This is a genomic window from Pseudomonas guangdongensis, assembly GCF_900105885.1.
In the GTDB taxonomy this organism is placed as follows: Bacteria; Pseudomonadota; Gammaproteobacteria; order Pseudomonadales; family Pseudomonadaceae; genus Geopseudomonas; species Geopseudomonas guangdongensis.
Genome location: NZ_LT629780.1, coordinates 952,340 through 971,878 on the forward strand (window position 1 = coordinate 952,340; position 19,539 = coordinate 971,878).

Sequence of the window (19,539 nt, forward strand, 5' to 3'; positions counted from 1 at the left end):
ACCTTGATCAAGACCCCGTCAGACCATGAGCCATCACCAAATCGTCCAGGAGCAGTTCAAGACCCGCCTCGGCACGCTGGTCAAGCGCGCCGACCTGGCACTGGAAAGCACCCGTCGCCCACCGCTGGCGCAACGCCCCGACTGCGCGAGGATCGTCGAGCAGCTGGGCACCATCAGCCGGCGCTGCGCGCTGATGCACAGCCTGGTCCACACCAACATGCTCCCCCGCGAGTTCGACGCCCTGCAGGAGCGCGAGATCGAGTTCCTGCGCAGCGCCGAGCGCTTCCTCGACTCGCTGCGCCGCCAGTTCGGCTGAGCCCGCACCGCCGCCGTCGGTGTCGACGGCGGCCTCCCGGCCAACTCTCCGGTTGCCGGCGCTCCGCCAAGCTCCTAGGCTGAAAGCGTGACGCCGGGCCCCTCTGACGGTCAGCACCGCCATGTCGGAGTCACAGTTGATGACATTTCGACTGTGAGGAGGGGACCATGACCGCCCTGCATAGCTTCCTGCTCGCCGACTTCCTCGGCACCGCCACCTGGCTGTGGCTGACGTTCTTCGCCGTGGTGATCGCCCTGCTGGCCTTCGACCTCGGCGTGCTGCACCGCGACGCGCACGAGATCGGCATCCGGGAGAGCCTGCTGCTGTCGGCCGGCTACATCAGCGTCGGCCTGCTGTTCGCGCTCTGGGTGTGGGGCCAGAAAGGTGGCGACGCCGGCATGGACTACCTGACCGGCTTCCTGATCGAGAAGTCGCTGTCGATGGACAACGTGTTCCTGATGGCGGTGATCTTCAACTTCCTCGGCATCCCGCGCCGCTACCAGCACAAGGTGCTGTTCTGGGGCATCCTCGGGGTGATCGTGCTGCGCGCCGCGATGATCGGCCTCGGCGCTGCGCTGATCCACCAGTTCAGCGGGATCCTCTACGTGTTCGGCGTGTTCCTGCTGCTCACCGGCGTGCGCATGCTGTTCGCCCGGCTCGACGAGACCCCGGACCTGGAGAACAACCTGCTGGTGCGCTTCCTGCGCAGCCACCTGCGCATCACCGAGCGCCTGCACGAACAGCGCTTCTTCGTCCGCCGGCCCGACACCAGCGGCAGACCGGTGCTGTGGATCACCCCGCTGCTGCTCGCCCTGATCCTCATCGAGTGCGCCGACGTGGTGTTCGCGGTGGACAGCGTGCCGGCGATCTTCGCCATCACCCAGGACCCGTTCATCGTCTACACCTCGAACATCTTCGCCATCCTCGGCCTGCGCGCGCTGTACTTCGCCCTCGCCGCGCTGATCCACCGCTTCGCCTACCTGAAGTACGCCCTGGCGCTGGTGCTGGTGTTCATCGGCGGCAAGATCTTCCTGGTCGGCATCATCGGCAAGCTCCCGGCGGCGCTGTCGCTCGGCGTAACCCTGAGCCTGCTGGTCGGCGGCGTGCTGGTGTCGCTATGGAAGACCCGCGACCGCGCCGCCGGAGGCTGAGCGGCCGGCCCCCTGCCCTCGCCACCCGCCCGGTGCTAGGATGCGCGCCCTATGCGCATCCACGACCTCGAAACCCGCCTCGCCGCCTGCGGCGCCCAGCCCTGCCATCGCGGGCGCATCCTGCGTGCCTGGCTGCACGGCCGGGCGCTGCACAGCGGGCCGCGCAACCGCCCGGCCGAAGACTTCTTCCCGCTGTCGGTACGCGCCGCGCTGCCGCAGCTCGACGAGGAGTTCGCCGCCCTGGCGCGGCTGCGCTCCGAGCATCCGGGCGCCGACGGCTCGGCGCGCCTGCTGGTCGAGCTGGCCGACGGGCAGATGGTGGAAAGCGTGCTGCTGCCCAGAGGCGGCCTGTGCGTGTCGACCCAGGTCGGCTGCGCGGTGGGCTGCGTGTTCTGCATGACCGGCAAGAGCGGCCTGCTGCGCCAGGTGGGCAGCGCCGAGATCGTCGCCCAGGTCGCCCTCGCCCGGCGCTTCCGGCCGGTGAAGAAGGTGGTGTTCATGGGCATGGGCGAGCCGGCGCACAACCTCGACAACGTGCTGGAGGCCATCCACCTGCTCGGCACCGACGGCGGCATCGGCCACAAGAACCTGGTGTTCTCCACGGTGGGCGATCCGCGGGTGTTCGAGCGCCTGCCGCGCGAGCGGGTCAAGCCGGCGCTAGCGCTGTCGCTGCACACCACCCGCAGCGATCTGCGCCGCGAGCTGCTGCCGCGCGCGCCGCAGATCGACCCGGCCGAACTGGTCGAGCTGGGCGAGGCCTATGCGCGCGCGGTCGGCTACCCGATCCAGTACCAGTGGACGCTGCTCAAGGGCATCAACGACAGCGTCGAGGAAATGGACGCCATCCTGCGCCTGTTCAGGGGCAAGTACGCGGTGCTCAACCTGATCCCCTACAACAGCCTGGAAGGCGACGCCTTCCAGCGCCCGGACGGCGAGCGCATCGTGCAGATGGTCCGCTACCTGCACAGCCGCGGCGTGCTGACCAAGGTGCGCAACAGCGCCGGCCAAGACATCGACGGCGGCTGCGGCCAGCTGCGCGCGCGGGCCGAGGTGCTGCGTAGCCGCCGCCCGCCAGTGAGCTGAAGCCCGCCCAGGCGCCAGCCACGACGGCTTCAGATACCGCTGCTACCGCTCGCCACCGGCGTGCCGACCATCGGCGCCGCCGGCACGCCCCAGATGCCGCCCAGGCTCTGCAGCAGCGTCCCGGCCAGGCCCTGGCCGGCGAGGAACTGCAGGAGTATCTGGCCGAACGGGCCGACCAGGCTGGAATCCATGCCCAGCAGCGCGAAGGCCTGGTCGACGCCGGCCCGGCTGTCGAGCGGCGCTGGCGGCGGCGCGGCCGGCGCGGGGCTGGCGCCGAGCAGGCCGCCCAGTGCGCCCAGTCGGCCGAGCACGCCGCCGGCGCCATCGCTCGCCTCGGCAGCCTGACCGGCAGAGCCGCCCAGCAGCTCCAGTCCCGGCACGCTGCCGGTCAGTTGCGCGTACTGATCCGCCGCCAGCTGGCTCTGCGCCAGGCCGAGCAACGCGCCGACCCCGCCCAGCGCCTGCTGCGGGGTGACCTGCAGGGCGCCCAGCTGGTCGAGCAGGGCCAGGGTCTGCGGATCGAGCAGAGCGCCGAGGGCGGCGGCGCCCGCCGGCAGTCCCAGCAGGCCGGGGACGAGCGGCGCGCTGCGGGCCTCTGCCGGGGCCTCTGCCGGGGCCACGGCGGGAGCGGTCGGGAGTGCGGGAGCGGTTTCGACGGCCGGTGTCACCTGCAGGGCCGGCGCTTGCGGCGCCACCAGCGCCTCGGCGCCGGGCTCGGCAGCGGAGACGCAAGCGCTGGCTGCCAGCAGCAGGGCGGACAGGCTGAGGGGGCGAAGCGGAAGCATGGGGCGAACCTCGAAGAAGGGATGCAGGCCGGGTTATGACCTGCGCGGCCGGGCAAATGCTGCGCGACGCAGCGAAGAATCCGGCGAACGGTGCGCGCGGCCCGAAGCGCGCCGGTAGCCGGATGCTTCATCGCGTCGGCGGGCAACCGCGCAAGGCATCGTCGGCGGTCCGGCGAGCGTGGCGCGGGCGCATGTCGCCGCGATGGCCGAGGCGCGGACACAAAAAAGCCGCCTCGCAAGGGGCGGCTTTTTCGCGACGGCGGCGAAATTACAGGCCGGACATCTTGGCGATGGCGCCCTTCAGCTCGTCGTCGGAGCAGTCGCCACAGGTGCCTTTCGGCGGCATGGCGTTGATGCCGGAGATGGCGGTGGCCAGGATGCCGTCGATGCCGCCCTTGGCGTCGGCACGGGCTTTCCAGGCGGCGGTGTCGCCGACTTTCGGGGCGCCCAGCACGCCGCTGCCGTGGCAGGCGTTGCAGTGCTTGGCGATGATGTCGTCGGCGCTGCGCGCGCCACCGCCGGCGGCCGCGGCCACGGCGCCCACGCCCTCGCATTCCTGGCCCGCGATGCACACCTTGCCCACCGGCTTGAGGCGCTCGGCAATCGCTTCGTCGGTCGCGGCCTGGGCGCCAACCGCCCACAGGGCCAGCACGGCAGCCTGGGCTGCCAGGAGTTTCTTGATCAGGTTCACCCTTACACCCTCTATCGTGGCTAGTCACACCCGGGGCGATGGGCCGCGCGGGCGGCGGCAGTATAACGGCAAAGCCGAAGCCGCCGAAACAACCCCGATGGTCGCAGGGGCTTGACGCCAAAGGCGCGGGTCGCAAGCCGCGCGCGGGCGGCGCTCAGAAGTTGGCCGGGGTGGTGGCGCTGATCAGCCGCGCCGGCGCGTCGAAGGGATTACGGAAGCGGTGCGGGCGCTCGCTCCTGAAGTAGTAGCTGTCGCCGCATTCGAGGACATGCACCTCGTCGCCGACGGTCAGCTCCAGACGCCCCGCGACCAGCACGCCGGCTTCCTCGCCGTCGTGAACCAGCATCTCCGGGCCGGTGTCGGCGCCGGGCGGGTAGGTTTCGTCGAGCAGCGACAGCGCGCGGTTGGGAAAGGCGCGGCCGACCAGGCGCATCGCCACCTCGCCGGCGCCGATGTCGACCAGCTCGTCGGCGCTGTAGACCACCTGCGGCTGGCTGGAGGGCGGCAGGTCCTGGGAGAAGAATTCCACCAGCGACATGGGGATGCCGCCGAGCACCTTCTTCAGCGAGCTGATCGAGGGACTGACGCTGTTCTTCTCGATCATCGAGATGGTGCTGTTGGTCACCCCGGCGCGCTTGGCCAGCTCGCGCTGGGACAGGCCCTTGAGTGTGCGGATGGCGTGCAGACGGGCTCCGACGTCCAAGGCGGGCGTCCTCCTCGATCATTCGGTGGATGGCGGGGGCGTTGTGTATAGCTTGGCAACGCTGTGCAGTATTTTCAACGAAACGCCCGTAGCCGGTCGAGCCCGCCGCCACGGGGGCGGCTACAGGCCGGCGCCGCGATAGTAGCGCGGCACCCGCTTGAGGTTGCACAGCAGCTGGTAGGGGATGGTTTCGGCGGCGGCGGCCAGCGCGGCGACCGGCACCTGCGCGCCCCACAGCTCGACGCGGCTGCCGAGGCCGGCCTGTGGCAGGTCGGTGAGATCGACGGTGAGCATGTCCATCGACACCCGGCCGATCAGCGCGGCGCGCACGCCGTCCACCGCCACCGGCGTGCCGTCCGGCGCGTGGCGCGGGTAGCCGTCGGCGTAGCCCATGGCCACCACGCCGACCCGGGTCGGCCGGGCGCTGACGAAGCGTGCGCCGTAGCCGACCGGCTCGCCGGCGGGCAGTTCGCGCACGGCGATGATCTGCGATTCCAGGGTCATCACCGGCTTGAGGCGCGCGGCCGCCTCCTGGGCCTGGGCGAACGGGCTGGCGCCGTAGAGCATGACGCCGGGTCGCACCCAGTCGCTCGGCACCTCGGGCCAGCCGAGCAGCGCCGGCGAGTTGCGCAGGCTGACCTCGCCACCGAGCCCCGCGCTGGCGGCGCGGAACGCGGCCAGCTGCTCGGCGCTGCGCGGACAGTCCAGTTCGTCGGCGCGGGCGAAGTGGCTCATCAGCACGATCTTTTCGACCTTGCCGCCGGCCTGCAGGCGCGCGTGGGCGGCGCGGTAGTCGGCCGGAGCGAAACCGACCCGGTGCATGCCCGAATCCAGCTTCAGCCACACGGTCAGCGGCCGCGCCAGGGGCGTGCGTTCGATGGCCTGCAGTTGCCAGAGCGAATGCACCACGCACCACAGGTCGTGCTCGACGATCAGCGCCAGCTCGTCGGCGGCGAAGAAGCCTTCCAGCAGCAGGATCGGCGCGCGGATGCCGGCCGCGCGCAGCTCCAGCGCCTCCTCGATGCAGGCCACGGCGAAGCCGTCGGCCTCCGCCGCCAGCGCCTCGGCGCAGCGCAGCGCGCCGTGGCCGTAGGCGTCGGCCTTGACCACGGCCAGGGCGCGGGCGCCGCCCAGTTCGCGGGCCAGGCGGTAGTTGTGACGCAGGGCGTCGAGGTCGATCAGGGCACGGGCGGGACGCATGGCGGGTCTTCTGCTGGTGAAAAAAGCCCGGCGCAAGCGGCCGGGCCAAGCAAGGGTCAGGGCAGCGCGGCCACCACGGTCATCTCGACGCGGGCACGCGGGTCGTACAGTTTCGCCTCGACGCAGGTGCGCGCCGGCGCGCAGCCGGCCGGCAGCCAGGCGTCCCACACCGCGTTCATTCCGGCGTAGTCGGCCAGGTCGGCGAGGTGGATGGTCACCGCCAGCAGGCGCGACTTGTCGCTGCCGGCCTCGGCGAGCAGGCGCTCGATGCTGGCCAGGGTCTCGCGGGTCTGCTGGGCGATGTCGCCGGCGTAGTCGTCGGCCAGCTGGCCGGCCAGGTAGACGGTGCCGTGGTGGACGACGATCTCGCTGTAGCGGGTCTCAGTGCGCAGGCGCTGGATGGGCATTGGGGGTGTTCTCCTTGGAAGAGCCGTAGCGGGAAATGTCCAGGCCCTGCGGGCTGATCTGCGGCCGCTTGTTGGCCATCAGGTCGGCGAGCAGGCGGCCGGAGCCGCAGGCCATGGTCCAGCCAAGGGTACCGTGTCCGGTGTTGAGGAACAGGTTGCGGTAGGGGGTGGCGCCGACGATCGGGGTGCCGTCCGGGGTCGCCGGGCGCAGGCCGGTCCAGAACTCGGCGCGCGCCAGGTCGCCGCCGCGGGGGTAGAGATCGGCGGTAATCATCTCCAGGGTCTCGCGGCGGCGCGGGTCGAGCGACAGGTCGAAACCGGCGATCTCGGCCATGCCGCCGACACGGATGCGCTTGTCGAAACGGGTGATCGCCACCTTGTAGGTCTCGTCGAGGATGGTCGAGGTCGGCGCCATGGCGGCGTCGACGATCGGCACGGTCAGCGAGTAGCCCTTCAGCGGGTAGACCGGCGCGCGGATGCCGAGCGGCTTGAGCAGCTGCGGCGAGTAGCTGCCGAGGGCCAGCACGTAGTGGTCGGAGGTCTCCAGCCGGCCGTCGATCCACACGCCGTTGATCCGCGCGCCGGCGTGGTCGAGGCGCTCGATGGTGCGGCCGAAGCGGAACTCGACGCCGAGGCTGCGGGCCATCTCGGCCAGCCGGCTGGTGAACAGGAAACAGTCGCCGGTCTGGTCGTTGGGCAGGCGCAGGGCGCCGGCCAGCTTGTCGGCCACCGCCGCCAGCGCCGGCTCGACGCGGGCGATGCCGGTGCGGTCGAGCAGCTCGTAGGGCACCCCGGCCCGCTCCAGCACGGCGATGTCCTTGGCCGCGGCGTCGAGCTGGGCCTGGCTGCGGAACAGCTGGGTGGTGCCGAGGCGGCGGCCCTCGTAGGCGATGCCGGTCTCGGCGCGCAGCTCGTCGAGGCAGTCGCGGCTGTACTCGGCCAGGCGCACCATGCGCTCCTTGTTAACCGCGTAGCGCGAGGCGGTGCAGTTGCGCAGCATCTGCGCCATCCACAGGTACTGGTCGAGGCTGGCGGTGGGCTTGATCGCCAGCGGCGCGTGGCGCTGCAGCAGCCATTTCAGCGCCTTCAGCGGGATGCCCGGCGCGGCCCAGGGCGAGGCGTAGCCGGGCGACACCTGGCCGGCGTTGGCGTAGCTGGTTTCCAGGGCGACGCCGGCCTGGCGGTCGACCACCACCACCTCGAACCCGGCGCGGGCCAGATAGTAGGCGCTGGCGGTACCGACCACACCGCCGCCAAGGACCAGAACTCGCATGCTTGCCTCCCGCACCCGCCACCGCGAATGAGCTGTTGTCGTGGCTTTCGATGGCCGCAGTATAGGAAGGCCGCCGCAGAGGTATTCACTGTTCTTGTGCCCGTTACTGGCGATAATTCCCGGCAAAATGGCTTTTCACGGAGAGGCATCCACCATGAACGACCGCAGCAAGAAGGGCCGGCGCGATCTCGACCGCACCGACCGCCAGATCCTGCGCATCCTCCAGCAGGAGGGGCGGATTTCCTTCACCGAGCTGGGCGAGCGGGTCAACCTGTCGACCACCCCGTGCACCGAGCGGGTGCGCCGCCTGGAGCGCGACGGGGTGATCCTCGGCTACCACGCCCGCCTCAACCCGCAGCAGCTGCGCGCGGGCCTCTTGGTGTTCGTCGAGCTGAGCCTGGACTACAAGTCCGGCGACACCTTCGAGGAGTTCCGCCGCGCGGTGCTCAAGCTGCCGCAGGTGCTGGAGTGCCACCTGGTGTCCGGCGAGTTCGACTACCTGATCAAGGCGCGCATCTCGGAGATGGCCTCCTACCGCAAGCTGCTCGGCGACATCCTGCTCAAGCTGCCGCACGTGCGCGAGTCGAAGAGCTACATCGTCATGGAGGAGGTCAAGGAGACCCTGGAGCTGCCGGTGCCGGACTGAGGCCCGATGGCCTATCCTGCCCGGCAGACTCCCGCCGAGGCCGCCGCCATGCCGACCCCGACCCACAGCCGCGAACACGCCCCTTCCTGGTACGCCGCCAGCGCCGCGCCGGCTCCGGCGCGGCCGTCACTGGAGGGCGAGGTCGTCGCCGACGTGTGCATCGTCGGCGGCGGCTACACCGGCCTCAACTGCGCCATCGAGCTGGCCCGGCGCGGCTACGCGGTGGTGCTGCTGGAGGCGCGGCTGCTCGGCTGGGGCGCCAGCGGGCGCAACGGCGGCCAGCTGATCCGCGGCGTCGGCCACGACATAGAGCGCTTCCTGCCGCTGCTCGGCGCCGACGGCGTGCGCCGCCTCAAGCGCTACGGCCTGGAGGCGGTGGAGCTGGTGCGCCGGCGCATCGACGAGTTCGCCATCGACTGCGACCTGCGCTGGGGCTACTGCGACCTGGCCAACCGTCCCGAGCATCTCGACGGCTTCCGCCGCGCCCGCGACGAGCTGCTGGAGCTGGGCTACCGCCACGAGCTGCGCCTGCTGCAGGCGGGCGAGATGCACCGGGTGGTCGGCTCGACGCGCTACTGCGGCGGGCTGATCGACATGGGCTCCGGGCACCTGCACCCGCTCAAGCTGGCGCTCGGCGAGGCGCGGGTGGCGGAGCGCCTGGGCGCGCGGCTGTTCGAGCGCTCGGCGGCGACGCGCATCGACTACGGCGCGCCGGTGCGCGTGCACACCGCGCGCGGCGCGGTGCGCGCCGAGCGGCTGATCCTCGCCTGCAACGCCTACCTGGACGGCCTGCAACCCTGGCTCTCCGGCAAGGTGCTGCCGGCCGGCAGCTACATCGTCGCCACCGAGCCGCTCGGCGAGGCACGCGCGCGGCAGCTGATCCCCGAGGACATGGCGCTGTGCGACCAGCGCGTGGCCCTCGACTACTTCCGCCTGTCCGCCGACCGGCGCCTGCTGTTCGGCGGCGCCTGCCACTACTCCGGGCGCGATCCGGCGGACATCGCCGCCTACATGCGGCCGAAGCTGCTCAGGGTGTTTCCCCAGCTGGCGGACGCGCGCATCGACTACGCCTGGGGCGGGATGATCGGCATCGGCGCCAACCGCCTGCCGCAGCTCGGCCGCCTGCCCGGCCAGGCCAACGTCTGGTACGCCCAGGCCTATGCCGGCCATGGCCTCAACGCCACCCACCTGGCCGCCGAGCTGCTGGCCCGGGCGATCCACGGCGAGGACGCCAGCGGCTTCGAGCTGTTCGCCGCCGTGCCGCACCCGACCTTCCCCGGCGGCCCGCTGCTGCGCGCGCCGCTGCTGGCCCTGGGCATGCTCTGGGAGCGGCTCAAGGAACGCCTGTAGCGCCCTACTCCGCCGCGCCGCGCAGCACGAAGGCGTCGCGGCGCGCCGCCAGCGCCAGCAACAAAAGCGCCCCCGCGGCCATCGACCAGGGCAGCACATGGCCGCTCAGCCACTGGCTGCCGGCGCCGGTGGACAGCGGCCCGAGCAGGCAGCCGATGCCCCACAGCAGGGCGATGTGCGCGTTGGCGCGCACCAGCGCGGCGTCGCGGTAGCGCGCGCCGACCAGGATCAGCGCCAGGGTGTAGAGGCCGCCGGCGCTGGCGCCGAACACCAGCAGCAGCGGCCAGACCAGCGGCGAGTGCAGCAGCGCCGGCAGCGCCAGGCTGCTGGCCAGCAGCAGCAGGGCGCAGCCGCGGAACAGCGCGGCGCGCGGCAGGCGGTCGGCGAGCAGGCCCAGCGGCAGCTGCAGCAGGGCGTTGCCGACCACCACCGCGCTGGTCATCTGCAGCACCCGGGCCTGGGGAAAGTCCTCGCGCAGCAGGTAGATCGGCAGCAGGGTGAGCACCATCGCCTCGAAGGCGGCGAACAGCACCACCGCCCAGGCGATGGCCGGCTGGCCGCGGCAGAAGCGCCACAGCCCCTGGCCGGCGCCGGCGTGCCCCGCCACCTGCGGCGCGCCCTCGCGCCCGGCCAGCAGCCAGGGGCCGAGCAGCAGCAGCGCGCTGGCCACCCAGAAGCCGGCATCCCCGGTCGTGCCCAGCACGCCGAGCAGCAGCGGCCCGCACAGCTGGCTGACCGCGAAGCCGGTGCCGTACAGCGCCACCAGCCGGCCGCGCCAGGCGTCGCTGACCAGCTGGTTGATCCAGCTCTCGCCGAGCACGAAGACCACGGTCAGCGACACCCCGAGCAGCAGGCGCAGCAGCAGCCACAGCGGGTAGGACGGCCACAGCGCCAGCCCCGCCACCGACAGCGCGCTGAGCCACAGGCACAGCTGCAGGCTGCGCCGCGTGCCGCACAGGCCGGCCAGCGGGCCGGTCAGCCGCGCGCCGAGCAGCACGCCGAAGGCCGGCATCGCCGCCATCACGCCGATGGCGAAGGCGCCGTAGCCCCAGGCGTCGAGGCGCAACGACACCAGCGGCAGGCTCACCCCCATCGCCAGGCCCACCAGCACCACGGCGCAGGTCACCGTCCCATAGGTCATCCACTGCACGGTCGTTCTCCTCTGCAACAAACGCGGCGGCCGGTCCCCCTCGCGGAAGACCGGCCGCCCTGCCCGGCCGCAGCCGGCCGGAAACCCCGGATCAGAGCCTGATCCAGGTCGCCTTGATCTCGGTGTACTTGTCGAAGGCGTGCAGCGACTTGTCGCGGCCGTTGCCCGACTGCTTGAAGCCGCCGAACGGCGCGGTCATGTCGCCGCCGTCGTACTGGTTGACCCACACGCTGCCGGCGCGCAGGGCGCGGGCGGTGCGGTGTGCCTTGGACAGGTCGGCGGTCCACAGCGCGGCGGCCAGCCCGTAGGGGGTGTCGTTGGCGATGCGGATCGCCTCGTCGATGTCGTCGAAGGCGATCACCGAGAGCACCGGGCCGAAGATCTCCTCGCGGGCGATCCTCATCGCGTTGCTCACCCCGTCGAACACCGTCGGCTCGACGAAGAAGCCGCCGGTGTCCTCCATGATCCGCCGGCCGCCGCAGCGCAGCGCAGCGCCCTCGGCGTGGCCAGCCGCGATGTAGCCGAGCACGGTGTCGAGCTGCTGGCGGTCGGCCAGCGCGCCGACGTTGGTGGCCGGATCGAGCGGATGGCCCGGCTGCCAGGCGCGGATCTCCTCCAGCAGCATGGCCATGAAGGCCTCCTTGATCGACGCCTCGACCAAGAGGCGCGAGCCGGCGGTGCACACCTCGCCCTGGTTGAAGCAGATCGCCCCGGCGGCGGCGCGGGCCGCGGCGCGCAGGTCGGGGGCGTCGGCGCAGACGATGTTCGGGCTCTTGCCGCCGGCCTCCGTCCAGACCCGCTTGAGGTTCGACTCGCCGGCGTAGATCAGCAGCTGCTTGGCGGTGCGCGTCGAGCCGGTGAACACCAGGGTGTCGACGTCCATGTGCAGGGCCAGCGCCTTGCCCACGGTGTGGCCGTAGCCGGGCAGCACGTTGAGCACGCCGGGCGGCAGGCCGGCGTCGACCGCCAGCTGGGCGACGCGGATCGCGGTGAGCGGCGACTTCTCCGACGGCTTGAGGATCACCGAATTGCCGGCGGCCAGCGCCGGGCCCAGCTTCCAGCAGGCCATCAGCAGCGGGAAGTTCCACGGCACGATGGCGGCGACCACCCCGACCGGCTCGCGGGTGACCAGGCCCAGCTCGTCCGGGCCGGTGGGTGCCACCTCGTCGTAGAGCTTGTCGACGGCCTCGGCGCACCAGCGCAGGCAGCGCGCGGCGGAGGGCATGTCGATCTTCAGGGCATCGCGCACCGGCTTGCCCATGTCGAGGCTTTCCAGCAGCGCCAGCTCCTCGCGGTGCGCGTCGAGCAGCTCGGCGAAGCGCTGCAGCACCGCCTTGCGCCGCACCGGCGCCAGCCGCGACCAGACCCCGGACTCGAAGGTGGCGCGGGCGTCGCGCACCGCGGCATCGGCGTCGGCGTCGCCACAGTTGGCCACCGCCGCCAGCCGGCGGCCGTCGATCGGGCTCAGGCAGTCGAAGGTCGCGCCGTCCGCCGCCGGCACATAGGCGCCATGGACGAAGGCGCGGCCTTCGATGGTCAGGTTCTGCGCGCGCTGTTCCCAGTCGGCGCGGCTCGGCATGCTCATGGGCGATCCTCCGCTGTCGGTGATGGCCCATCATGGCGGCGCCGAGGGCCGGGCCGCAAGCCGCGACGCCGCGGGCCGGCCTCCGCACCCGACCGCGGCGAGGCGCCGGCGCCGGACGCGCCGGCCACGGCGCAGGGCGCCTTCGGGGCGGCGGCAGCGGCCCGGCAGCACCGGCCGGGCTTGCGGAATCTTTGACAGATCGCCGGGAGCGGCGCTATATCGTTCAGGATATCGAACACCGACCACGCCCGATTCCTCCCGCACGCAGGTCCCGCCATGTCCATGGAAGCCACGCTCCCCGCGCTCGACGATTTCTGGATGCCGTTCACCGCCAACCGCCAGTTCAAGGCCAGTCCGCGCCTGCTGGCAAGCGCCGAGGGGCTGTTCTACCGCAGCGTCGACGGCCGGCAGATCCTCGACGGCTGCGCTGGCCTGTGGTGCTGCAACGCCGGCCACGGCCGCGCCGAGATCGCCGAGGCGGTGAGCCGGCAGATCCGCCAGCTCGACTACGCGCCGAGCTTCCAGATGGGCCACCCGCTGCCCTTCGAGCTGGCCAGCCGGCTCGCCGCCATCGCCCCGCCGGGGCTGAACAAGCTGTTCTTCACCAACTCCGGCTCCGAGGCGGCGGACACCGCGCTGAAGATCGCCCTCGCCTACCAGCGCGCCATCGGCCAGGGCACCCGCACCCGGCTGATCGGCCGCGAACTGGGCTACCACGGCGTCGGCTTCGGCGGCATCTCGGTCGGCGGCATGGGCGGCAACCGCAAGGCCTTCTCGGCCAGCCTGCTGCCCGGCGTCGACCACCTGCCGCACACCCTGGACATCGAGCGCAACGCCTTCAGCCGCGGCCTGCCGCTGCACGGCGCCGAACGCGCCGACGAGCTGGAACGCCTGGTGACCCTGCACGGCGCGGAAAATATCGCCGCGGTGATCGTCGAGCCGCTGAGCGGCTCCGGCGGGGTGATCCTGCCGCCGCTGGGCTACCTGCAGCGCCTGCGCGAGATCACCCGCCGGCACGGCATCCTGCTGATCTTCGACGAGGTGATCACCGGCTTCGGCCGGGTCGGCGAGGCCTTCGCCGCGCAGCGCTGGGGCGTCACCCCGGACCTCCTCGCCAGCGCCAAGGGGCTGACCAACGGCACGGTGCCGATGGGCGCGGTGTTCGTCGACGAGCGGATCTTCGAGGCCTTCATGGACGGCCCGCAGGGCATCGAGCTGTTCCACGGCTACACCTACTCGGGGCACCCGCTGGCCTGCGCGGCGGCGCTGGCGACCCTGGACATCTACCAGCGCGAAGGGCTGTTCCAGCGCGCCATCGAGCTGGAGGACTACTGGGGCGAGGCGCTGCTGAACCTGCGCGGCCTGCCGCACATCGTCGACATCCGCAACGTCGGGCTGGTCGGCGCCGTGCAGTTCGCCAGCGATCCGGCCGGCGCCGGGCTGCGCGGCTACCGGATCTTCGAGCGCTGCTTCCAGCAGGGCGCGCTGGTGCGCTGCAGCGGTGACACCCTGGCGCTGTCGCCGCCGCTGACCATCGACCGCGCGCACATCGACCACCTGCTGGAAACCCTCGCCGCGGCGATCCGCGCGGTGGCCTGAGGCGGTTTTCCCGGGCAACAAAAAACCCGCCACGAGGGCGGGTTTTTCTTCAAGGGCCGGATCAATTACTTGATCTTGGCTTCCTTGTAGATCACATGCTTGCGGACAACCGGATCGAACTTCTTGATCTCGAGCTTGCCGGGCATGGTGCGCTTGTTCTTGTCGGTGGTGTAGAAATGGCCGGTACCGGCACTGGACACCAGACGGATCAGGTCACGCATGATGATGCTCCTTAAACTTTTTCGCCGCGAGTACGCAGCTCAGCCAGAACGGCGTCGATGCCGCGCTTGTCGATGATGCGCATGCCCTTGGCCGATACGCGCAGACGCACGAAACGCTTCTCGGATTCGACCCAGAAACGATGGTACTGCAGGTTCGGCAGGAAGCGACGACGGGTTTTGTTGTTAGCGTGGGAAATGTTGTTCCCGGTAACCGGACCCTTACCGGTTACTTGACAGACTCTCGACATACCTCAGCCCTCTTGACCACATGCCCAACCCGGCATGGGTTGGCCGCTTGAATCGGTGTGAATCTCAGTTTCCATCGGGGTCTTACCAGCCATGCCAGCGGGCTGAAAGGCCGGGCCCCAGAAAAGAGCGCCGTTTTATAGCAGAAAGCCCCTGCACTCGCAAGGCACGCTTGCCGCTCCCGACCGTCGGCGCAACCGCGCCGCAGGCCGCGCAGCATCTCAGATCCAGCCGTATTCGGCGAGCGAAACCGGCTCGCCGTCGCCGATCACGAAATGATCCAGCACCCGCACCTCGACCAGCGCCAGCGCTTCCTTGAGCCTGGCAGTCAGCTGGCGGTCGGCCTGGCTGGGCTCGGCGACCCCGGAGGGATGGTTGTGGGTGAGGATCAGCGCCGCGGCGTTGTGCGCCAGGGCGCGCTTGACCACCTGGCGCGGGTAGACGCTGGCGCCATCGATGGAGCCGTGGAACAGCACCTCGAAGGCCAGCACGCGGTGGCGGGTGTCGAGGAACAGGCAGGCGAACAGTTCGTGGGGCTCGTGGCGCAGCCGCGCCTTGAGGTAGTCGCGCACCGCCTGCGGGCTCTCCAGCGCCGAATCGCGCTGGATGCGCGCGGCCAGGTGGCGACGGCCCATTTCCAGCACCGCCTGCAGCTGCGCATACTTGGCCGGGCCGAGGCCCAGATGGGCGCTGAATTCGCCCAGTTCGGCCTCCAGCAGCTGGCGCAGGCCACCGAACTCGACCAGCAGACGGCGGGCCAGGTCCACCGCGCTGCAGCCGGTCACCCCGGTGCGCAGAAAGATCGCCAGCAGCTCGGCGTCGCTGAGCGCCGCCGCGCCGCGAGCCAGCAGTTTTTCCCGCGGCCGCTCCTCGGCCGGCCAGTCGCGAATGCTCATCTTGCCCCTCCCTGTCGGTGTCGCAAACGGCCGCGACCACGGCCGTGGCGCCGCCGTGCGCCCCCTGCGGGGCGCCGGTGCGCTGTGCTATCTTAGCGGCCGATTCCGCGACCCGGCGGCGCAGGCCGTGACCCGCCTCACGCCGCGCGTCATCCATCCCCCACTTCCTCGAAACAAGGCAGGTTCATGCAGCGGCTGCAGCGTAAACGCATCGTCCTGGGAGTCGGCGGCGGCATCGCCGCCTACAAGAGCGCCGAACTGATCCGCCGCCTGCGCGACCAGGGCGCCGAGGTGCGCGTGGTGATGACCCGCGCCGCCCGCGAATTCATCACCCCGCTGACCCTGCAGGCGCTGTCCGGCCACCCGGTGTTCAACGACCTGCTCGACCCGGCCGCCGAGGCGGCCATGGGCCATATCGAGCTGGCCCGCTGGGCCGACCTGATCCTCGTCGCCCCGGCCACCGCCGACCTGATGGCGCGCCTGGCCCAGGGCCTGGCCGACGACCTCCTGACCACCCTGGTGCTGGCCAGCGACGCCCCGGTGGCGCTGGCCCCGGCGATGAACCAGGCGATGTGGCGCGATCCGGCCACCCAGGCCAACGCCGAGCGCCTCGCCGGTCGCGGCATGCGCCTGTTCGGCCCCGGCGCCGGCAGCCAGGCCTGCGGCGACAGCGGCCCGGGACGCATGCTCGAAGCCGACGAACTGGCCCAGCGCGCCGCCGACTGCTTCGAGCGCGGCCTGCTCACCGGTCGCCGGGTGCTGATCACCGCCGGGCCGACCCGCGAGGCGATCGACCCGGTGCGCTACGTCAGCAACCACAGCTCGGGCAAGATGGGCTTCGCCCTCGCCGAGGCGGCCGCCGAGGCCGGCGCGGCGGTGACCCTGGTCAGCGGCCCGGTGCACCTGCCGACCCCGCAGCGGGTCGCGCGCATCGACGTGGTCAGCGCCCGCGACATGCTCGCCGCCTGCGAGGGCGCCATGCCCTGCGACATCCTGATCGCCGCCGCGGCGGTGGCCGACTACCGCCCCGAGGCGGTCGCCAGCCAGAAGATGAAGAAGGACCCGGGCAGCGACGACGGCCTGACCCTGCGCCTGGTGCGCAACCCGGACATCCTCGCCACCCTGGCCGCGCGCGCCGACCGGCCGTTCAGCGTCGGCTTCGCCGCCGAGACCGAACACCTGCTCGACTACGCCGCGCGCAAGCTCAAGAGCAAGAACCTCGACCTGATCGTCGCCAACGACGTGGCCAACCCGCAGATCGGCTTCAACAGCGAGGACAACGCGGTCAGCGTGATCGACCGCGCCCTGCAGGCCACCCGTTTCGAACAGGCCAGCAAGGGACAGATCGCCCGCCAGCTGATCGCCTTCATCGCCGCCCGCTACCACCAGAGCTGATTTCCGATGCACGCACTGCAAGCCAAGATTCTCGACCCGCGCCTCGGCCGCGACTTCCCGCTGCCCGAGTACGCCACCCCCGGCTCCGCCGGCCTCGACCTGCGCGCCCTGCTGCAGGCCGACCTGACCCTGGAGCCCGGGCAGACCGTGCTGATCCCCACCGGCCTGGCCATCCACGTCGCCGACCCCAACCTCGCCGCGCTGATCCTGCCGCGCTCGGGCCTCGGCCACAAACACGGCATCGTGCTCGGCAACCTGGTCGGGCTGATCGACTCCGACTACCAGGGCGAGCTGATGGTCTCCTGCTGGAACCGCGGCCAGAGCGCCTTCACCATCGGCGTCGGCGAGCGCATCGCCCAGCTGGTGCTGGTGCCGGTGGTGCAGGCGCGTTTCGAGCTGGTCGAGTCCTTCGACGGCAGCACCCGCGGCACTGGCGGCTTCGGCCACAGCGGCCAGCACTGATCCGATCCCGGCGGTAGCGCCGCCATCCCCGAACCTGCGCACGGAGCCTCATCCGCACATGACTTCTGCACCCCAGCTGCCGGCCGGAATCTTCCGCGCCTACGACATCCGCGGCGTGGTCGGCGACAGCCTGACCGCCGACACCGCTTACTGGATCGGCCGCGCCATCGGCGCGGAAAGCCTCGCCTGCGGCGAGCCGGGCGTGGTGGTCGGCCGCGACGGCCGGCTGTCCGGCCCGGAACTGGCCAGCAGCCTGATCCGCGGTCTGTGCGAGGCCGGCTGCGACGTCACCGACGTCGGCATGGTGCCGACCCCGGTGCTGTACTTCGCCGCCAACACCCTCGGCCCGCGCAGCGGGGTGATGGTCACCGGCAGCCACAACCCGCCGGACTACAACGGCTTCAAGATCATGATCGCCGGCGAGACCCTGTCCGGCGAACGCATCCAGCGCCTCTACCGGCGCCTGCAGGACGGCGAGCTGAGCAGCGGCGCCGGCCAGTGCCGCCAGGCCGGGATCCTCGACGCCTACCGCGCGCGCATCCTCGGCGACCTGAAGGTCGAGCGCCGGCTCAAGGTGGTGGTCGACTGCGGCAACGGCGTGGCCGGAGTCAACGCCCCCGAGCTGATCGAGGCGCTGGGCTGCGAGGTGATCCCGCTGTTCTGCGAAGTGGACGGCACCTTCCCCAACCACCACCCCGATCCGGGCAAGCCGGAGAACCTCAGGGACCTGATCGCCAAGGTCGCCGAGACCGGCGCCGACCTCGGCCTGGCCTTCGACGGCGACGGCGACCGCGTCGGCGTGGTGACCAACACGGGCGAGATGATCTACCCCGACCGCCTGCTGATGCTGTTCGCCCGCGACGTGCTGGGCCGCAACCCCGGCGCCGAGATCATCTACGACGTCAAGTGCACCCGCGGCCTGGCCGGAGTGATCGCCGCCCAGGGCGGCCGGCCGCTGATGTGGAAGACCGGCCACTCGCTGATCAAGGCGAAGATGAAGGAAACCGGCGCCCTGCTGGCCGGCGAGATGAGCGGGCACATCTTCTTCAAGGAGCGCTGGTACGGCTTCGACGACGGCATCTACAGCGCCGCGCGCCTGCTGGAAATCCTCAGCCTCGACGGCCGCAGCGCCGCGGCGGTGTTCGCCGACTTCCCGGTGGCGCTGTCCACTCCGGAAATCAACATCAGCGTCGGCGACGAGCGCAAGTTCGCCCTGATCGAGGCCCTGCAGCGCGACGCCCAGTGGGGCGAGGCCAGCCTGTTCACCCTCGACGGCGTGCGCGTCGACTACCCCTACGGCTGGGGCCTGGTGCGCGCCTCCAACACCACCCCGGTGCTGGTGCTGCGCTTCGAGGCCGACAGCGCCGAGCAACTTTCGCAGATCCAGCAGGTCTTCCACGACCAGCTCAAGGCCGTGGCCGCCGATCTGGAACTGCCCTTCTGACAACTGGAGCCCAGCATGCCTCTCAATCGTGACGCCGCCGCCCAGGTGGCCCAGGTCCTCGCCGAGGCCCTGCCCTACATCCGCCGCTTCAGCGGCAAGACCCTGGTGGTCAAGTACGGCGGCAACGCCATGGAAAGCGACGAGCTGAAGACCAGCTTCGCCCGCGACATCGTGCTGATGAAGGCGGTCGGCATCAACCCGGTGGTGGTCCACGGCGGCGGCCCGCAGATCGGCGACCTGCTCAAGCGCCTGTCGATCGAAAGCCACTTCATCGACGGCATGCGCGTCACCGACGCGCAGACCATGGACGTGGTGGAAATGGTCCTCGGCGGCCAGGTCAACAAGGACATCGTCAACCTGATCAACCAGCACGGCGGCAGCGCCATCGGCCTGACCGGCAAGGACGCCGGGCTGATCAAGGCGAAGAAGCTCAAGGTCAGCCGCCAGACCCCGGAGATGACCCAGCCGGAAATCATCGACATCGGCCACGTCGGCGAGGTGGTGTCGGTCAACGTCGAGCTGCTCAACATGCTGGTGGCCGGCGACTTCATCCCGGTGATCGCGCCGATCGGCGTCGGCGAGAACGGCGAGTCCTACAACATCAACGCCGATCTGGTGGCCGGCAAGGTGGCCGAGGCGCTCAAGTGCGAGAAGCTGATGCTGCTGACCAACACCGCCGGCCTGCTCGACAAGCAGGGCCAGGTGCTGACCGGGCTGTCCACCGCCCAGGTCGACGGCCTGATCGCCGACGGCACCATCTACGGCGGCATGCTGCCGAAGATCCGCTGCGCCCTGGAAGCAGTGCAGGGGGGCGTGCACAGCGCGCACATCGTCGACGGCCGGGTGCCCAACGCGGTGCTGCTGGAGATCTTCACCGACAGCGGCGTCGGCACGCTGATCACCAACGCTCAGCAGTGAGCCGGCGGTCATGAAAAA

Annotated in this window: 21 protein-coding genes; 10 read left to right on the plus strand and 11 right to left on the minus strand. The window is 71.0% G+C overall.

The window, feature by feature from the left end:
- The first annotated feature begins 25 nt into the window (after nucleotides 1–25).
- The 3 genes from BLU22_RS04555 to BLU22_RS04565 all read left to right on the plus strand — a co-directional run bounded on the left by BLU22_RS04555 (nucleotide 26) and on the right by BLU22_RS04565 (nucleotide 2,550).
- Nucleotides 26–316: a hypothetical protein gene (locus BLU22_RS04555; protein ID WP_090212475.1), complete on the plus strand. Its 291-nt coding sequence runs from the start codon at nucleotides 26–28 to the stop codon at nucleotides 314–316.
- Nucleotides 317–483: 167 nt separating this feature from the next.
- Nucleotides 484–1,467 carry a TerC family protein gene (locus BLU22_RS04560; protein ID WP_090212476.1) on the plus strand — a complete coding sequence of 328 codons (984 nt, stop codon included), beginning with the start codon at nucleotides 484–486 and terminating at the stop codon, nucleotides 1,465–1,467.
- A gap of 51 nt (nucleotides 1,468–1,518) precedes the next feature.
- Nucleotides 1,519–2,550 carry an RNA methyltransferase gene (locus BLU22_RS04565; protein ID WP_090212477.1) on the plus strand — a complete coding sequence of 344 codons (1,032 nt, stop codon included), beginning with the start codon at nucleotides 1,519–1,521 and terminating at the stop codon, nucleotides 2,548–2,550.
- Between the two features lie 29 nt (nucleotides 2,551–2,579).
- Here BLU22_RS04565 and BLU22_RS04570 read toward each other — a convergent pair whose 3' ends face one another.
- From BLU22_RS04570 to dadA, 6 genes are all read right to left on the minus strand, one after another.
- Complete coding sequence (locus tag BLU22_RS04570; RefSeq protein ID WP_157718970.1) at nucleotides 2,580–3,335, minus strand: DUF2780 domain-containing protein; 756 nt, start codon at nucleotides 3,333–3,335, stop codon at nucleotides 2,580–2,582.
- A gap of 268 nt (nucleotides 3,336–3,603) precedes the next feature.
- Entirely contained in the window at nucleotides 3,604–4,026 is a 423-nt protein-coding gene (locus BLU22_RS04575; RefSeq protein WP_090212479.1) for a c-type cytochrome, read from the minus strand.
- Between the two features lie 154 nt (nucleotides 4,027–4,180).
- Complete coding sequence (locus BLU22_RS04580) at nucleotides 4,181–4,729, minus strand: cupin domain-containing protein (RefSeq protein ID WP_090212480.1); 549 nt, start codon at nucleotides 4,727–4,729, stop codon at nucleotides 4,181–4,183.
- Between the two features lie 120 nt (nucleotides 4,730–4,849).
- Nucleotides 4,850–5,929 (minus strand): alanine racemase, encoded by a 1,080-nt coding sequence (gene alr, locus BLU22_RS04585; RefSeq protein ID WP_090212482.1) that lies wholly within the window; start codon nucleotides 5,927–5,929, stop codon nucleotides 4,850–4,852.
- Nucleotides 5,930–5,985: 56 nt separating this feature from the next.
- Nucleotides 5,986–6,336, minus strand: coding sequence for a RidA family protein (locus BLU22_RS04590; RefSeq protein WP_090212483.1), 351 nt, complete (start codon nucleotides 6,334–6,336; stop codon nucleotides 5,986–5,988).
- Nucleotides 6,311–7,609, minus strand: a complete 1,299-nt coding sequence (gene dadA, locus BLU22_RS04595) for a D-amino acid dehydrogenase (RefSeq protein ID WP_090212485.1) — start codon at nucleotides 7,607–7,609, stop codon at nucleotides 6,311–6,313. Before dadA ends, BLU22_RS04590 begins: the two co-directional genes overlap by 26 nt.
- Before the next feature lie 154 nt (nucleotides 7,610–7,763).
- Here dadA and BLU22_RS04600 point away from each other — a divergent pair, with 154 nt between their 5' ends.
- Nucleotides 7,764–8,255, plus strand: coding sequence for an Lrp/AsnC ligand binding domain-containing protein (locus BLU22_RS04600; RefSeq protein WP_090212486.1), 492 nt, complete (start codon nucleotides 7,764–7,766; stop codon nucleotides 8,253–8,255).
- Nucleotides 8,256–8,303: 48 nt separating this feature from the next.
- Nucleotides 8,304–9,605 (plus strand): NAD(P)/FAD-dependent oxidoreductase, encoded by a 1,302-nt coding sequence (locus BLU22_RS04605; protein WP_090216265.1) that lies wholly within the window; start codon nucleotides 8,304–8,306, stop codon nucleotides 9,603–9,605.
- A 4-nt stretch (nucleotides 9,606–9,609) separates the two neighbouring features.
- Here the strand turns inward: BLU22_RS04605 and BLU22_RS04610 are convergent, their stop codons facing one another.
- Together BLU22_RS04610 and BLU22_RS04615 are read right to left on the minus strand one after the other, a co-directional pair.
- On the minus strand, nucleotides 9,610–10,755 hold the full coding sequence (locus BLU22_RS04610) for an MFS transporter (RefSeq protein WP_090212488.1): 1,146 nt from the start codon (nucleotides 10,753–10,755) through the stop codon (nucleotides 9,610–9,612).
- A 91-nt stretch (nucleotides 10,756–10,846) separates the two neighbouring features.
- On the minus strand, nucleotides 10,847–12,340 hold the full coding sequence (locus BLU22_RS04615; RefSeq protein ID WP_090212489.1) for an aldehyde dehydrogenase: 1,494 nt from the start codon (nucleotides 12,338–12,340) through the stop codon (nucleotides 10,847–10,849).
- Between the two features lie 276 nt (nucleotides 12,341–12,616).
- Between BLU22_RS04615 and BLU22_RS04620 the strand changes: the two genes are divergently transcribed.
- On the plus strand, nucleotides 12,617–13,939 hold the full coding sequence (locus BLU22_RS04620; RefSeq protein ID WP_090212491.1) for an aspartate aminotransferase family protein: 1,323 nt from the start codon (nucleotides 12,617–12,619) through the stop codon (nucleotides 13,937–13,939).
- 65 nt (nucleotides 13,940–14,004) lie between these two features.
- Here BLU22_RS04620 and rpmG read toward each other — a convergent pair whose 3' ends face one another.
- From rpmG to radC, 3 genes are all read right to left on the minus strand, one after another.
- A complete protein-coding gene (gene rpmG, locus BLU22_RS04625) occupies nucleotides 14,005–14,160 on the minus strand; it encodes a 50S ribosomal protein L33 (protein ID WP_090212492.1) in 156 nt (51 codons plus the stop codon).
- 11 nt (nucleotides 14,161–14,171) lie between these two features.
- Complete coding sequence (rpmB, locus tag BLU22_RS04630; RefSeq protein WP_090212494.1) at nucleotides 14,172–14,408, minus strand: 50S ribosomal protein L28; 237 nt, start codon at nucleotides 14,406–14,408, stop codon at nucleotides 14,172–14,174.
- A gap of 219 nt (nucleotides 14,409–14,627) precedes the next feature.
- Complete coding sequence (radC, locus tag BLU22_RS04635; protein ID WP_090212496.1) at nucleotides 14,628–15,302, minus strand: RadC family protein; 675 nt, start codon at nucleotides 15,300–15,302, stop codon at nucleotides 14,628–14,630.
- Between the two features lie 186 nt (nucleotides 15,303–15,488).
- On the opposite strand from radC, the gene coaBC reads away from it, so the two are divergent.
- The 4 genes from coaBC to argB are packed head-to-tail and all read left to right on the plus strand — an operon-like array spanning nucleotide 15,489 to nucleotide 19,521.
- A complete protein-coding gene (gene coaBC / locus BLU22_RS04640) occupies nucleotides 15,489–16,697 on the plus strand; it encodes a bifunctional phosphopantothenoylcysteine decarboxylase/phosphopantothenate--cysteine ligase CoaBC (protein WP_090212498.1) in 1,209 nt (402 codons plus the stop codon).
- A 6-nt stretch (nucleotides 16,698–16,703) separates the two neighbouring features.
- Entirely contained in the window at nucleotides 16,704–17,159 is a 456-nt protein-coding gene (dut, locus tag BLU22_RS04645; protein WP_090212499.1) for a dUTP diphosphatase, read from the plus strand.
- A 58-nt stretch (nucleotides 17,160–17,217) separates the two neighbouring features.
- Nucleotides 17,218–18,603 (plus strand): phosphomannomutase/phosphoglucomutase, encoded by a 1,386-nt coding sequence (locus tag BLU22_RS04650; protein WP_090212501.1) that lies wholly within the window; start codon nucleotides 17,218–17,220, stop codon nucleotides 18,601–18,603.
- 15 nt (nucleotides 18,604–18,618) lie between these two features.
- Nucleotides 18,619–19,521: an acetylglutamate kinase gene (gene argB / locus BLU22_RS04655; RefSeq protein ID WP_090212502.1), complete on the plus strand. Its 903-nt coding sequence runs from the start codon at nucleotides 18,619–18,621 to the stop codon at nucleotides 19,519–19,521.
- The last annotated feature ends 18 nt before the right edge of the window (nucleotides 19,522–19,539 follow it).

Coding starts and splice junctions, on each gene's coding strand:
- BLU22_RS04555 (WP_090212475.1), top strand. CDS start 26: ATGAGCCATCACCAAATCGTCCAGGAGCAGTTCAAGACCCGCCTCGGC.
- BLU22_RS04560 (WP_090212476.1), top strand. CDS start 484: ATGACCGCCCTGCATAGCTTCCTGCTCGCCGACTTCCTCGGCACCGCC.
- BLU22_RS04565 (WP_090212477.1), top strand. CDS start 1,519: ATGCGCATCCACGACCTCGAAACCCGCCTCGCCGCCTGCGGCGCCCAG.
- BLU22_RS04570 (WP_157718970.1), bottom strand. CDS start 3,335: ATGCTTCCGCTTCGCCCCCTCAGCCTGTCCGCCCTGCTGCTGGCAGCC.
- alr (WP_090212482.1), bottom strand. CDS start 5,929: ATGCGTCCCGCCCGTGCCCTGATCGACCTCGACGCCCTGCGTCACAAC.
- BLU22_RS04590 (WP_090212483.1), bottom strand. CDS start 6,336: ATGCCCATCCAGCGCCTGCGCACTGAGACCCGCTACAGCGAGATCGTC.
- dadA (WP_090212485.1), bottom strand. CDS start 7,609: ATGCGAGTTCTGGTCCTTGGCGGCGGTGTGGTCGGTACCGCCAGCGCC.
- BLU22_RS04600 (WP_090212486.1), top strand. CDS start 7,764: ATGAACGACCGCAGCAAGAAGGGCCGGCGCGATCTCGACCGCACCGAC.
- BLU22_RS04605 (WP_090216265.1), top strand. CDS start 8,304: ATGCCGACCCCGACCCACAGCCGCGAACACGCCCCTTCCTGGTACGCC.
- BLU22_RS04615 (WP_090212489.1), bottom strand. CDS start 12,340: ATGAGCATGCCGAGCCGCGCCGACTGGGAACAGCGCGCGCAGAACCTG.
- BLU22_RS04620 (WP_090212491.1), top strand. CDS start 12,617: ATGTCCATGGAAGCCACGCTCCCCGCGCTCGACGATTTCTGGATGCCG.
- rpmG (WP_090212492.1), bottom strand. CDS start 14,160: ATGCGTGACCTGATCCGTCTGGTGTCCAGTGCCGGTACCGGCCATTTC.
- rpmB (WP_090212494.1), bottom strand. CDS start 14,408: ATGTCGAGAGTCTGTCAAGTAACCGGTAAGGGTCCGGTTACCGGGAAC.
- radC (WP_090212496.1), bottom strand. CDS start 15,302: ATGAGCATTCGCGACTGGCCGGCCGAGGAGCGGCCGCGGGAAAAACTG.
- coaBC (WP_090212498.1), top strand. CDS start 15,489: ATGCAGCGGCTGCAGCGTAAACGCATCGTCCTGGGAGTCGGCGGCGGC.
- dut (WP_090212499.1), top strand. CDS start 16,704: ATGCACGCACTGCAAGCCAAGATTCTCGACCCGCGCCTCGGCCGCGAC.
- BLU22_RS04650 (WP_090212501.1), top strand. CDS start 17,218: ATGACTTCTGCACCCCAGCTGCCGGCCGGAATCTTCCGCGCCTACGAC.
- argB (WP_090212502.1), top strand. CDS start 18,619: ATGCCTCTCAATCGTGACGCCGCCGCCCAGGTGGCCCAGGTCCTCGCC.